Origin of the sequence: Janthinobacterium sp. GW456P (assembly GCF_002127655.1) — a bacterium.
In the GTDB taxonomy this organism is placed as follows: Bacteria; Pseudomonadota; Gammaproteobacteria; order Burkholderiales; family Burkholderiaceae_D; genus Janthinobacterium.
Genome location: NZ_NEHB01000029.1, coordinates 1 through 14,077 on the forward strand (window position 1 = coordinate 1; position 14,077 = coordinate 14,077).

Sequence of the window (14,077 nt, forward strand, 5' to 3'; positions counted from 1 at the left end):
GAAGTGGCGCGCGGCGCGCTGGCGCCGGTCCAGCGCCATGCCACCGGGCGCCGGCGCGCCTTGCAGCTGCTGGGCCTGATCGCGGCGGGCGGCGGCACGGCCCTGCTGGCGCACGAAGCGGGCCTGTGGCAAAGCACGGGCATGGGCATGGGCATGGGCATGGGCAGCGACTACCGCACCGCCGTGGGCGACACGCGCGCCATCGTGCTGGCCGATGGTACGCGCGTGGTACTGGACACGGCCAGCGCCATTGATGTGCGCTACAGCGCCGGCGAGCGGCGCATCGTGCTGCGCGCCGGCGCCATCCTCGTCACCAGCGCGCACGAACACGCGGCCGCGTACCGTCCGCTGCTGGTGGCAACGCCGCACGGCACGGCCACGGCGCTGGGCACGCGCTTTTCCGTGCGCCTCGACGATGACGCCAGCCAGGTCGCCGTGTTCCAGGGCGCCGTCGCGCTGCAGCCTGCCCGCACCAGGGCGGAATCGCTGCATCTGCAGGCGGGCCAGCGCGCCGGCTACACGCGCCATGCCGTGCAGGACGTCGGCCAGGTGGAAGACAGCGCCGACGCCTGGGCGCACGGCAGCCTGGTGGCCGAACGCATGCGCCTCGATGACTTGCTGGCGGAGCTGGCCCGCTACCGCCACGGCGTGCTGCGCTGCGACGAGTCCATCGGCGGCCTGCGCGTGACGGGCGTGTACTCGCTGCGCGACACGGACCGCTCGCTGGCCAACCTGGCCCTGAGCCTGCCCGTGCAATTGCGCTACCGCACGCGCTACTGGGTCAGCGTGGGGCCGCGCCAGGCGTCCTGAAAAATACCTGCAAAATAAGTGAAAAAAACTTGAGGGTTTTGGCTTGTCGTTCGGAATACGGGAAGAACGAATTTTTTCCCGCCACTTTCCAAGGATTTGCACCATGCCTGCTCGCCTGACCGCTGCCGCACCCAAGCTGCGCCCGTTTCCCCTTGCCGCCGCCATCCAGGCCCTGTTCCTCGCTGGCGCCGCCGTGGGCACCATGGCCGTCACGGCCCCTGCCGCCCACGCCCAGGCCGCCGGCAACGCGCAGGCGCAGCGCCAGTACGCCATTCCCGCCGGACCGCTGGAACGTGCGCTGACCAGTTTCGCCAGCGCGGCCGGCGTGGAACTGTCGGCCGATGCGACGCTCCTGCAGGGCAAGCGCAGCGGCGGCCTGGCGGGCAGCTACACGGTGCGCCAGGGCTTCGAGGAACTGCTGCGCGGCCAGGGCCTGCGCCTGGTGGCGGGCGCGAATGGCGCGTATGCGCTGCGCGCGGATGCCTCCGCGGCACAGACGCCTGCGCCGGCCCAGGCCAGCGCCACCCTGCCCGCGATCACCATCAGTGCCAGCAGCGAACGCGAGACGGCCACCGGCCCCGTGCGCGGCTATGTGGCGCGGCGCGCCGCCTCGGCCACCAAGACCGACACGGCGCTCAATGAAAATCCGCAATCCGTCTCGGTCGTCACGGCCGATGAAATCAGCGACCGCAATGCCGAATCGCTCGACGAAACCCTGCGCTACACGGCGGGCGTGACGCCGAACCAGCGCCCGCTGGGCAGCGACGATTCCTCGCTGCTGCGCGGCTTCACCATCGAGACGAACGGCATCCTGCAGGATGGCTTGCGCAATTCGGGCCGCACCTTTGGCGCCTCGATCGAACCGTATGGCCTGGAACGCCTGGAAGTGCTGCGCGGCCCCGCGTCCGTGCTGTACGGGCAGATTCCGCCCGGCGGCATGGTCAACGCCGTCAGCAAGCGTCCCAGCGCGGATGCCGTGCGCGAAGTGGGCGTGGAATACGGCAGCTACCAGCGCCGCCAGCTGAAAGCCGACGTGGGCGGCGCGCTCGACGCGCACGGCGCCTGGACCTACCGGGTCGTCATGCTGGGCCGCGAAGCCCAGACGCGGCTGGCCCACGACCGCGACAACCGGCTGTACTTCGCCCCCTCGCTCACGTGGCAGGCGGGACCGGCCACGCGTCTGACCCTGCTGGCGCGCCACGAGCAGGATAACCAGCAGTACGCGTTTCCCAACCAGCTGCTGCAGCCTGGCCCGCGCGGCCAGGTCGATCCGAAAATCAACCTGATGGGCGACGATAACCGCTTCAAGCGCAGCAATACCATGCTGGGCTACGAGTTCGAACACCAGTTCAACGACACCTGGTCGCTGCGCCAGAATCTGCGTTACACGCGCCTGGACAACGAGCGCACGGACATGTTCCCCCTGGGCTTGAACGGCGATGGCACGGTGGAGCGCTACTTCCGGCCCGTCGATACGGCATCGAAAAGCCTGTTCGCCGATACCCAGCTGCAGGCGCGCTTCGCCACGGGCGCCCTGGCGCACCAGGTGCTGCTGGGAGTGGACTACGCGAATATCCGCAATACCGACGACTACATTTACCAGGTCGGCTTCGTCGCGCCGCTCGACCTGTACCAGCCCGTGTACGACAAACAGCTGCGGAAGCCATCGAAAAATCCCACGCGCGCCTACGCGCCCTCGCGCCAGCTGGGCCTGTACGCGCAGGACCAGCTGAAATGGGACCACTGGGTGGTCACCGCCGGCGTGCGCCACGACAAGGCCACGCAATCGCAAACGACGACCAATGTGCTGACCGGTGCCGTGCGGCCCGACTATGCACAGTCGCCATCGGCCACCACGGGCCGCCTGGGCGCCGTCTACCTGTTCGACAGCGGCTGGGCGCCCTACGTCAGCTACGCCACCTCGTTCTCGCCCGAGCTGGGCAAGGCGGTCGGCGGCGGCGCCCTGACGCCCTCGCGCGGCAAGCAGCTGGAAGCGGGCGTGCGCTACGAACCCGTGGGCCGGCGCGCCAGCTACACGGCCGCCGTGTTCGATCTGGTGCGCGACAATGTCTCCACGTCCGCCATCGGCAATCCGGGCTTCCTGCTGCAGACGGGGCAGGTCAAGTCGCGCGGCGTGGAACTGGAAGCGCGCACGGAGCCGACTGACCGCCTGAGTCTGATCGCGCAATACACCTATCTCGATACGCGCATCGAGAAGAGCAATAACGGCGACCAGGGCTTGCAGCAGCCGGGCGCGCCGCGCCACAGCGCCTCGGCGTGGGCGCGCCAGTCGTTCAGCGCCGGCACGGGGCTGCCCGCGTATGCGGCGCTGGGCATGCGCTTTCTCGGCGCCATGCGCTCGAACTCCGACGGCGAGAACCTGAACATCCGCAATGGCGGCATCACGCAGTGGGATGCGGCGCTGGGCGTGTCGCGCGGACCGTGGCAGTTTTCCCTCAACGTCAACAATGTGCTGAACAAGCAGACCCTGTATGACTGCGGCTACCTGCCCGGCCTGTGCTACCGCAATGCCGAACGTACGGCCAACGCCAGCGCCATGTACCGCTTCTGATGCGCCCTGCATTGGCGGCGCTGCACCGCTACGCCGGCCTGCTGATGGCCGGCTTCCTCATCGTGGCCGGCGTCACGGGCAGCGCGCTGGCGTGGAAGGATGAACTGGAGGCGGCCATGCTGCCCGCCGTCTTCCGCGTGGCGCCGCCAACGCCCGGCGCCGCGCCGCTCGATCCGCTGCTGCTGCGCGAGTCCATCGCCGCGCGCTTTCCGCAGGCGCAGGTCAGCTACGCGCCGCTATCGGCGCCGCCCGGCCACAGCATGGTGTTCTACCTGCGCCCGGCGGCCGGCGCGGTGCCGGCCGATAATGAAGTCTTCGTCGATCCCTACACGGGCGCGATCCTGGGCCAGCGCGCCTGGGGCGACATACGCCAGGGCGCCATCAACCTGCTGCCCTTCATCGAGCGCCTGCATTACGCGCTGGCGCTGGGCGACACGGGCTTGCTGATTTTCGGCCTGATCGCCATCGTCTGGACCATCGACTGCTTCATCGGCGCCACCCTGACCTTCCCCGCGCGCCTGAAAAAACGCTCGCCGACCAGCAAACCATGGCTGCTGCGCTGGCGCCCGTCGTGGCTGCTGCGCCGCCATGGCGGCAGCTATAAGCTGGTATTCGACCTGCACCGCGCGGGCGGCCTGTGGCTGTGGCCCATGCTGCTGGTCTTCGCCTGGAGCGGCGTCGCCTTCAATCTGTATGGCGCGTATGCGGCCGTGATGCGGCCGCTGTTCCCCCATCAGCCAGCCGAGGAAGTGGTGGCGCGGCACACGCCATCGACGGCGCCGCACATGGACTGGCACGCCGCGCGCACGCAAGCGCGCGTGCTGATGGCGCAGCTGGCGCGCAGCGAGCACTTTGCCATCCTCGAGGAAAACGCGCTGGCCTACGAACGCGAACTGGGCGTGTACAGTTATAAAGTGCGCAGCAGCCGCGACGTGCGCGCGCAATATGGCTTGACCACCGTGTACTTCGATGCGGCCAGCGGCACGCAGCTGGCCGCCTGGCTGCCCACAGGCGCTGCCAGCGGCGACAGCATCCGCAGCTGGATCAGCGCCCTGCACATGGCATCGATGTGGGGCTGGCCCTATAAACTGTTCGTCTGCATCCTGGGCGTGCTGGTGGCCGGCCTGAGCGTGACGGGCGTGCTGGTCTGGCGGCGCAAGCGCCTGGGACAAGCCAAGGCCAGGGCGTTAAGCCACTAGTCAGGGAAAACCGATGAACGCCTGCGGCACGGCCTGCGTCAACCACACGCCATTGGCCGACACATAAAACACGTGACCCCGCGCCTGCATGGCGGCAGCATCGACCGTCAGCACGACGGGCTTGCCGTGGCGCGCCCCCACGGCCACGGCCGTTTCGCGGTTGCTGGACAAGTGCACGTGATTGCGCGACCCGGGCAGCAGGCCGGCCGCGCGGATGGCCTCGACGAAGCGGCTGGCCGTGCCGTGGTACAGCATGGCGGGCGGCATGGCGGGCGGCAGATCGATATCGACGGCGGGCAGCGAGTGCCCCTGGTTGGCGCGGATGCGCAAGCCGTCGTCGCTGATCGCATAGCGCGTCTTGCCGTCGCGCGCCACGACCTCGTTCAAATCTTCGCGGGAAAGGGAGCGGCCATGCCGGGCGGCCTGCGCCAGCAACTGGCCGATGTCGGCCCAGCCATTGGCATCGAGCGCGAGGCCGATCTTTTCAGGCGCGTGGCGCAAGATAAGGGAGAGGAATTTACTGGTTTGTACTAAGTTATCGGTCATGCCCCAGTTTACCGTTGTCAGAACACATACGACAAGGTCAACCGCGCGGAACGCGGCTCCACTGGATGAAAATGCCGGTCGTTCACCCCCTCTTGCGCCTCGCCGGGCAGGCGCGACGCATAATAGTAATCGATGTCGCTGGCGCGTTTGTTCAACAGGTTGAAGACGTCGAGCGACAGCCGCGTCCTGCGGTTGAGCTGGTAGGCGAGGCGCGCATACGCCAGCGTGGTCGAGGCCGAGCGCACGCTATTGTCCTCGATCAAGGGACGCGGGCCGAAATAGCGTAATTGAAAAGCGCCCGACCACGGCCCCCGGTCCGTCACGGTCACGCCAAACGACGCCACCTTGCCGATGGCGCCCGGAATATGGTTGCCGGCCGGATCGTTTTGCGTGTAGCGCGAGCGCGAGGCGGCCAGGTCCAGGTCGAATAGCAGCCACGGCGCGGCAACATAATGGTTGTTCCACTCGATGCCGTGGCGGCGGCTGGCGCGGCTGGGCTGCGTTTCGCCCGCGTCGCCGACGAACAGCAGTTCCGACGCGAGATCGAGGCGCCACACGGCCAGCGAGCTTTGCAGGCCCGGCAGCCATTCCGTGCGCGCACCCAGTTCCAGGCCCCTGGTCGGCACCAGGGGCGTGACGGGCGCCGATGGCGTGCCATCGGGCAAGCGCGTCTGCGTCGCGCCGCGCGCATCGTTGCTATGAAAACCCTTGCCGTAATTCACGAAAAACTCCGTCTTGCTCCATGGCCCGAGGATCAAGGACAACTTGGGCGATACCACGTGATCCTGCGCCGTGCCGCTGTTGCCGGCTATGCTGCTGGCGACATTGAAACGGTAGGCGTCGTAGCGCACGCCCGCCACGGAACGCAGCCAGGGCAGCCATTGCACCGTGTTTTCGCCGTACAGGCCGACGCTGGCCTCGCGCACCTTGTCTTCGCGCAGCGTGCCTTGCCGCACGCTGTCCACCGTGTTGTACAGGCCCACAGGCGACAGGCGGTCGTAGCGGGCCTGCACGCCCAGCTTGTTGCGCAGGGGAAGACCTGACAGCTGCGTGGTCCAGCTTTCACTGGCGTTGACACCGGCCACCGTGCGCCGCTCGCTTTGCTGGAACTGGTCGCCGGTGGCCGGATTGGCCAGGAAATACGTGAAATCGCTGTTCAGTTCCAGTTGCGAGCGGATCAGGTACGCGTCGAAGTCGAACAGCCGGTTCTCCGTGCGGCGGCGCATCGCATACGACAGGCTGGTGCGCGAGGTGTCGCCGCCATCGCTGGGCGCCAGCGAGCCGAAACGGCCGATCTGGCCCCCTTCCACGGCCCGCAGCGGCACCTGGTCCGTGGCATTCCAGCTGTTCTTGTAGGCCATGGCCGTCACGCTGAAGCCGTCATCTTGCGTGCCCTGGCTGTAGCGCAGCACGCCGCTATATTTACGCACGCGCTCCGGCACGTCCCAGGGGCCATTGTTGCGGTTCACTTCCAGCCCGTACAGCAAGGTGCCTTGTCCTGCACCAAAGGAATCGGCCACGACGGCGCGCACATAGCCATGCTGGCCGACCGACACGCTGGCCTGGCCTTGCGGCAATTTATCGGCCAGGCGGATGCGCGCGCTGCCTGCCGAGGCAAAATCGCCTTCGCCGGCGAAATACGGCCCCTTCTTGTAGTCGATGCGCTGCACCAGTTCGGGAATGAGGAAATTGAGGTCGGAATAGCCTTGTCCATGCGCATGCGTGCGCATGTTGACGGGCATGCCGTCGACGTAGGTGGCGAAATCCGTGCCATGGTCCAGGTTGAAGCCGCGCAGAAAATACTGGTTGGCCTTGCCGTCGCCGCTGTGCTGGGTGACGATCAGGCCCGGCACGAATTCCAGCAATTCGCCCGTACGCAAGGCGGGCCGGTTGACGATCAGCTCATTGGTGATGACGCCCTGGCTGGCCGCGTCCGAGGTGCCGACGGCGTTGTCGTAGTGGCCCGTCACGCGCACGATGCGCGACTCGTCAGCAGACGATGCGGCCTGCGGCGCAGCGGCCTTGCCGGCGCCGGAGAGCAGCAACAGCGCACAAGCTGCCAGCTGTTTGCGTTTTATCAATCGCATCGCGTCTCCCCTTTTTATGATGTCAGTACAGGCTCCTACGGGATATATACGCGCAGGCTGGCGGCCTGGATTCAGCCTTTTTCAAGGAGCGACCGTGGACCTGAGCGACGGCAGCGGCAAGGCGAGCAAAAGCGTCACCGCGGCCGTGCGCAAGCGCGACGTGCTGCCCTACATCCTGCTGTTCATCCTGCTCGCGGGCTTGCTGGCCGTACTGGCGGGCGCCCTGCTGCCGCCCTACTATCACGCCGTGCCGGCCCTGCTGTGGAGCCTGGGCTTTTGCGTCAGCGGCATGCTGCTGGGCTTTTTGTTCGGCATCCCGCGCACCCTGCCGTCGGGCACCGTCAACATGGCGCCGCCCGACGAAAGGGCCAATGGCAAGAGCCGCCCCGACGACGCGCCACCGGCAGGCGCCGAGGCGGCGGCCGGCACGCCCAGCAATACCCTGTTCCTGGGCACGCCCACGCCCATGGAAATCAATTCGAATCTGGTGGAAGTGTCGGACTGGCTGACGAAAATCATCGTCGGCGTGGGTTTGATCGAGCTCAAAAGCCTGCCCGGCAGCGCGCGCAGCATGGCCGCCTTCATCGCGCCCAGCCTGGCGACCGATACGGCCACGGCGATGGCGGTGGTGGGCGGCATCATGCTGTTCTTTTCCGTGCATGGCTTTTTGATCGGCTATTTGCTCACGCGCATTTACCTGTCCATCATGATCAAACGGGCCGACAGCCTCGTCAAGAACGAGTCCGTGCGGCTCGAAAGCGGCAAGGAAATCGAAGTGACGGAATTGAGCCGCTTGCAGCAAAAGTCGCTCGACGACATGCAGGAAGCCGTCACGCAACTGCTGCTGGCCCATCCGCCCGATGGCGGCGCCGCCGTCACGGCCTTGGCCGGCGTGCCGACGGCGCAAAAGCCTGCCAGCCTCGTGCTGTGGCTGGACGACCATCCGCGCAACAATACCTTGCTGGTGGAACAGCTGGAACGGGAAAACATCAAGGTGGACCAAGCGGTGTCGACGCGGCAGGCGCTGGCCATGCTGCAACAGAAACACTACGCGCTATTCATCACGGACATGGCGCGGGTGGAAAACGGCCGCAGGCTCAAGGATGCAGGCGTGCGCACGGTGCGCGAAGTGCGCCAGACCTTGCCGGACCTGCCCATCGTCGTGTATTGCAGCAAGGATACGGTTACCAGTTATGGCACGGAAGCGCAGGCGGCGGGCGCCCGCTTCATCACCACCTCGGGCACCAGCCTGCTGGCGGCAATCAACAAGTTATTGCATGAACAACGGGAGGATGGCACTCAGCCACCGTCGTAGGCGTAGCTGCCCACATGGTGCAGCGCGCTGCGCCGCGGATACGCCAGCTGATTCGGCGCAAACACGCAGACGACCGTATCGGCCAGCACGCCCTGCGCGTCCGCGCAGGCTTGCGCCAGCCAGCTGTCGCCATACGACATGCCATCGAGCAGCTCTGCCAGCGGCGCGGGCGAGGCCAGCAGCGCGCTCTCGATGCAGGCCGGTTCGTAGCACGTCAGGCCCGTTTCCATGAAGAATGGCGACGGCACAACATCGCCATCCTCCGTGTACGCGGGCGCCAGGTAAGCCTGCAGCGCTTCCCAGCTGGGAAAGCGGCCGCTGCAGGTGAAGACGTGGACCATGGGCAAGCTGTCAGGCACGCTTACAGCTTCTCCATCTTTTGCCGCACGGCCGGCGCCGTCGAGGCCGTCGGCGCCAGTTCCAGATAGGTTTTATAAGCCGCTTTCGCCTTGGCCGCATCGCCGGCCTTGGCATACGCGTCGCCCAGGTTCAGGTAGGCGATGGCGCGCGACGGGTCCATCTTGACCGTGTTTTCAAACCAGCGTGCCGCTTCGCGGTATTTTTCCTGCTTGTAGAAAACAAAACCCAGGTTGTTGGCCGCCAGTGCGAAATCGGGACGCAATTTCAGCGCTTCCGTAAATTGCGCTTCCGCTTGCGCATACTGTTTCTCCTTGTACAATTGCAAGCCGCGGTCGTTGGCCCGCTGCGCCAGCTGGCGCGTCGAGGTGGGCACGGCGCCCGGGGTGACGATCTTCTGCTCGCCGCCCTGCAAATCTTTCACCGTCACGCTGGCCGCTGCCGGCTTGGCGTCGAGCTTGCTGTTCAAGGCAATGGCTTCCGTCGACAGCTGCGTCGTGTTCGGGCTGAGGAATTCCGTCTCGCCCGGCAATTCGAAGACGAAATCGCCCCCTTCCGAACCGGGCAGGCTGCCGAACGCGGGCGTCTGGTTCGACACGCTGGAGACGGCCGGCGCCACATACGCCGCCAGTTCCGTCGCCGTGATGAGGCCGTCGCCGTTCAGGTCGCCCTTGCCCGCCAGGCCTTGCAGCAGAGTCCACGTGAACACGGAATGGCCGTTCGGTCCGCCATCGGCCACCAGCTGGTCGCCGCCGCCGGCCGTCAGCATTTGCCGGCCGATGCGCTTGGCGTTGTCGCGCAGGAAGGAACTGGAACCGGCGCCGCGCGTCAGGCCCAGGCCGCTGTAGCAGGCATCCATGACAAAGAACGCATGCTTGGCCGTGAGGGACTCGGCGATATTCTGGATTTCCGTCATCGGGATCGCATCCGTGGCAAACTGCGCCGGATCGGAATCGGCGGGCACGATGTAGCCGAGGTCGCGCCCCGAGCTGAGCTTGCGCGTGGCGCCGTGGCCCGCGAAGAAGACGAAGATGCGGTCATTCTTTTGCACGCCGCCATGGGCCAGCTTGTCGTGGAAGGCGGCCAGGATGTTGTTGCGCGTCGCTTCGCCATTTTTCAGGGTCACGACGCGTTCGGGCGCAAACGCGAACTTTTCGATCAGGGTTTCGCGGATGCCTTGCGCATCGCGCACCGCATATTGCAGTTTCGGCCATTTCGCATAATCATCGATGCCGATCACGACGGCCCAGGAATTGGCGTAACCCGTGGTGACGGGCACTTTTTCCGGCGCCGGGACCGTGCTTTTCGCCACCTGGAAACTCGTGCCATCCCAGCCTGCGAATTGATAGCCTTCGGCGATCAGCTTGTCGAGCACGGCCGGCAAGGCTTTCACCGTGCGTTCATGGATGTCGTGGAACAGGACGATGCCGCGACCCGCCTTGTCGACGGACGCCAGCACCCGGTTGGTGATCGAGCTGGGCACGGGGTCGGCCCAGTCCAGTGAGTCGATATTCCACATCACGGATTTCAAATGCGCATCGGCCAGCGCAGCCATGCCTTCGCTATTGCGCGCGCCATACGGAAAGCGGAACAGCGCGGCCCGCTCGGGGCTGATGGCCTTTAATAAAGTGTCGGTGCCGAGGATTTCGCCTTTCAGCTTGTCGCCCGTCTGCTTCGACAACTGTGCGTGGCTGAAACTGTGGTTGCCCACGGCATAGCCCTCTTTCATCAGCTTGCGGCTCACTTCCGCGCCCGCGCCCAGCTTGGCATGGCCTTGCGCATCGAGCGAACCGAGATTGCGGCCCACGTTGAAGAACACGGCCGGCACGCCATACTGTTTCAGGATGGCGCTGATTTCTTCCGTGTAGCGGCGGTGCGGGCCGTCGTCGAAGGTCAGCACGATGGTTTTCTTGGGCAAGCCCAGGCCGAAGATTTCCGCCTCATCTTTCTTGGGCACGGGCTTGGCTTCGGGCATGGCACCGGCCGGCGGCACCGTATAAGGCACGACGATACCGTTTTCCTTGAGGATCTGTTCACGGCTGTAGAGCTTTTTCAGCTGCGCCACGTAATCGTCCCAGCGTTCACGCTTGAGTTCGATGGCGCGCTGGCCCAGGTTGCCGAAGATTTGCCGGATTTCCTTCTCGTAATTGCGCTCAATCTCGCCCAGCGCGTCGAGGTCTTCGGAAATGCGCTTGTGCAGCTTGATCGCCGGCAAGGACGAATCCTTGGCCACGTCGGCCAGCATGCTTTGCAGCAGTTCGCGGAAAGCCAGGCGGTCCGCGTCGTACAGGCTGGGGTCGGATTCGATATACGTCAATAAACTGTCGAGCGCTTCGAAACGGCCCGGATTGGTCGGTGCCGTCAACTGATCCAGCGCCGCATCGAGCTTGGCGATGCGTTCCTGGTTTTCATGGAACAGCGCCTGCCCCACTTTACGGGCTTCGTCGCGTGCGGCTTCGGGCAAGCTTTGCTCGTCGGCCAGCAGCACGATAATCTTGCGGAAATTGCCCAGCAAGTCGCGGAACTGGCTGGCCACGGCGGCCGTATCGACGGTCGATTGCGGCGCGGCGGCCGGGCTGCCCGATGCGGGTGCGCCGGGCGTGGCGGTGGCGGCCGGTCGGGTGTAGCTATAAATGCCGGCCCCAGCGGCGAGAGCCACGACAACGGTGGCGGCGATCTTGATCGGCTTGGAAGTCACAGGCTTGTCATTCCCTTCACATACTATGCATACAATTCAGATGGCGCGGATGCGCAAGATGCATAATTGTAAAGCACGCTTGGCACTTGCTCAGCCCGCACGATGAATTTCGGCAATAATATCGCTGCACACCTTCATTGAACGTAAAAAAACAGGAAAGACGATGCACAAGAAACTCTGCGCTGCGGCGCTGATGCTGGGCGTGGCACTGATGCTGCTGCAATTGCGCGCGCATGCGGGCGACGACGTGGTCAATGTGGCGGGGCGCGTGTGCCTGCCGCACTGAGCCACGTCCCACGCTAGCACTACACCTTGGCCGGTTCCCAGTAATTGACCAGGCCCAGCTTTTTCAAGCCGGCCGCCACGAAACGCGGTTCCAGCAACTCTTCCGCCGTCAATGGGTGGCGGATCAGCTTTTGCTCCTGCGCAAACGCCAGCACCCGGCGGTAATGGCGGTAGACGGCGTCGTCGTACAGCGGCGACCAGCGCTCCTTCCACTGCAAGCCCGGATCGTCGTAGCTGCGCCGCACCACGCCGTCGGGCGTGCCGTTACGCGTGCCATCCTTGATGATCGCCTCGCGGTTGCTATCGAGCGCCGCCCAATGCTGGGCCCGCAGCCAGGCCGTGGCCACCAGTTCGGCGATATCGGGATGGGCTTGCGTAAAGTCGCGCCGCGCCCACAGTTCCGCCCGCATTTTTCTCTCCGACAAGCCCTTGCTGGACCAGATGATGCGGCCGATGCCCTTGTCTTCCAGCGGATAACCATTGATCATGAACAAGGCGTCGACGGCCCCCGTGGCCAGCGCGGCCGTGCCCGGTTGGAGGTCCATATTAATCAGGCGAAAATCCGTGGGCGACATGCGCTGGTCGGCGATCAGCTGGCGCAGGCCCAGTTCCCACGGCCGGCCCCGGTGCACGCTGATGCGCTTGCCCTTCAGCTCGGCCAATGAAGTGGCGCGCGAACCGGTGGGCACCAGCAGGAACTGGTCCGTGCCCCGCCCCGCCGGCACGATCACCTGCGTGCGCACGCCGCCCGCGTTCAGGATAACGGACGGCAAGTCGCCATACGCGGCCATGTCGATGCGCCCGCTGGCGAACGCCTCGTTCATGGTCGCGCCCGTGTCGCCCGTGACGGGCAGCCATTCCAGCCGCACGCCGCGCAGCCTGAGTTCGCGGGCCAGCCAGCCTTCCTGCTGCACGCGGTAAGCGATGCCGCCCAGTTCCGCCTTGCCGTTTTCCGCAAAGCCCGTCGAGGCGATGCGCAGGGCCGCCGGCGGCGCCCCCGTTCCTTTCGCCGCCGAGGCCGCTTTTCCCGCCAGGGGCAGCAAGGCCAGCCCGCCCATCACCGTGCGTCGCCGCATCGCATTCTCCTCATCATCGAACATGGCCACCGTTGACGTGCTTCCCGCTCAGGCTGCGCGGCGCGTTTGCGCCAGCGCCGCGTCGAATGGACGGGGATCGATCCAGGCGCGCACGTCGACCTTGCTGGGCAGGAAGTTCCAGCGGAACAAAAAGTCGCTGAAATCCTGCAAGCCCGCGACCGACGTTTCCGCCAAATCCGTGTCCAGGCGCAGATGGGCATCCTTGCCGTAGGCCACTTGGACCCAGTGCTCGCTGGCATTCGATTCGCGTGCCAGGAAGCGCCGCGTCTCGTCCGCATGACCGCGTGCCCACGCTTCGGCCCGCAGCACCTGCTCCACCAGGGTGACGGCCGAGCTGAAATGGTGGTCGAGCAGGTGCGCATCGACGCTCAGGGTGCGCGGCGTGCCGTTGTTGGCGCGGATCAAGGGTTCCGGATGGCTGCCCGTGTCGATCACCGTGTGCAAGCCGAACTGCTGCGCCAGCTGGGCAGCCGAGGCCCCTTTCAGGAAGATGGCGTCCACTTCGCCCCGCAGCAGCCCCAGCAATTCCGGGCTTTGCCCGCCGCGCCGTGCGCCGCTGAACAGATTCGTTGCCGCGCCCGGCTCCGGCGCCGTTTCGCTCTGGCCCGCCTGGATGACATAATCGACCAGTTCCACGTCGGCAACCGTCAAACCTTCCAGGCTCAGCGCGTTTTCCAGTCCGCGCAAGGCTTGCGCGCGCGCAAAGTCGATCTGCGCCCTGGCCCACAGGGGCAAGCCGAAGCGCCGGCCCTTCAAGTCGCGCACCGTCTCGATGCCGCTGTTTGGCAGGGTCAGGATCAGCTGCGTCTCGTCCGACCACGACAGGCCGATCACGCGCGTCTCGCGCCCCGCCGCGCGCGCCCACAGGGCCGGAATATTGCCGCCGTGGCGCACGGAGTTTTGCAAGGTGTGGTCGAAATGCGATTCGCGCACGGCTTCCTGCTCCGATTCGCGCAAGGAGCGCAAGCTGGTGCCGGCTGCGCGCAAGGCCTCTTCCAGCCAGCCTTGCTGCAGGGAAATACCCAAGCCCGTGGGGACGGGGCAGCGCGTGTACCACAGGGTGTCGAGTGCGTTGTTATTGCTCATCTTGTATCTCCAGAGTGGGTGGACC

Annotated in this window: 11 protein-coding genes; 5 read left to right on the forward strand and 6 right to left on the reverse strand. The window is 65.8% G+C overall.

From position 1 onward, the window contains the following. The 3 genes from CBW66_RS22245 to CBW66_RS22255 form a co-directional block, all read left to right on the forward strand. Positions 1–810: FecR domain-containing protein (locus tag CBW66_RS22245; protein ID WP_086153670.1), on the forward strand; the 810-nt coding region annotated here is incomplete at its 5' end. A gap of 103 nt (positions 811–913) precedes the next feature. Next, positions 914–3,382 carry a TonB-dependent siderophore receptor gene (locus CBW66_RS22250; protein WP_086139197.1) on the forward strand — a complete coding sequence of 823 codons (2,469 nt, stop codon included), beginning with the start codon at positions 914–916 and terminating at the stop codon, positions 3,380–3,382. Further along, positions 3,382–4,581, forward strand: coding sequence for a PepSY domain-containing protein (locus CBW66_RS22255; protein ID WP_086139198.1), 1,200 nt, complete (start codon positions 3,382–3,384; stop codon positions 4,579–4,581). Before CBW66_RS22250 ends, CBW66_RS22255 begins: the two co-directional genes overlap by 1 nt. Here CBW66_RS22255 and CBW66_RS22260 read toward each other — a convergent pair whose 3' ends face one another. Continuing rightward, positions 4,582–5,127, reverse strand: coding sequence for an RNA 2'-phosphotransferase (locus tag CBW66_RS22260; RefSeq protein WP_086139199.1), 546 nt, complete (start codon positions 5,125–5,127; stop codon positions 4,582–4,584). Positions 5,128–5,144: 17 nt separating this feature from the next. After that, positions 5,145–7,214, reverse strand: a complete 2,070-nt coding sequence (locus CBW66_RS22265; protein WP_170932946.1) for a TonB-dependent receptor — start codon at positions 7,212–7,214, stop codon at positions 5,145–5,147. Between the two features lie 94 nt (positions 7,215–7,308). On the opposite strand from CBW66_RS22265, the gene CBW66_RS22270 reads away from it, so the two are divergent. Further along, entirely contained in the window at positions 7,309–8,529 is a 1,221-nt protein-coding gene (locus CBW66_RS22270; protein WP_170932947.1) for a response regulator, read from the forward strand. Here CBW66_RS22270 and CBW66_RS22275 read toward each other — a convergent pair. Both CBW66_RS22275 and CBW66_RS22280 read right to left on the reverse strand, forming a co-directional pair. Then, positions 8,514–8,888, reverse strand: a complete 375-nt coding sequence (locus CBW66_RS22275) for an immunity 22 family protein (protein WP_139841704.1) — start codon at positions 8,886–8,888, stop codon at positions 8,514–8,516. The genes CBW66_RS22270 and CBW66_RS22275 overlap by 16 nt on opposite strands. Before the next feature lie 2 nt (positions 8,889–8,890). Next, positions 8,891–11,584 carry a polysaccharide deacetylase family protein gene (locus tag CBW66_RS22280; protein ID WP_086139201.1) on the reverse strand — a complete coding sequence of 898 codons (2,694 nt, stop codon included), beginning with the start codon at positions 11,582–11,584 and terminating at the stop codon, positions 8,891–8,893. 163 nt (positions 11,585–11,747) lie between these two features. Between CBW66_RS22280 and CBW66_RS29725 the strand changes: the two genes are divergently transcribed. Then, positions 11,748–11,870 (forward strand): hypothetical protein, encoded by a 123-nt coding sequence (locus CBW66_RS29725; protein WP_256267169.1) that lies wholly within the window; start codon positions 11,748–11,750, stop codon positions 11,868–11,870. A gap of 19 nt (positions 11,871–11,889) precedes the next feature. Here CBW66_RS29725 and CBW66_RS22285 read toward each other — a convergent pair whose 3' ends face one another. Together CBW66_RS22285 and CBW66_RS22290 are read right to left on the reverse strand one after the other, a co-directional pair. Then, complete coding sequence (locus CBW66_RS22285; protein ID WP_170932948.1) at positions 11,890–12,945, reverse strand: ABC transporter substrate-binding protein; 1,056 nt, start codon at positions 12,943–12,945, stop codon at positions 11,890–11,892. 48 nt (positions 12,946–12,993) lie between these two features. Next, positions 12,994–14,052, reverse strand: a complete 1,059-nt coding sequence (locus CBW66_RS22290; RefSeq protein WP_086139203.1) for an ABC transporter substrate-binding protein — start codon at positions 14,050–14,052, stop codon at positions 12,994–12,996. Positions 14,053–14,077: the final 25 nt, after the last annotated feature.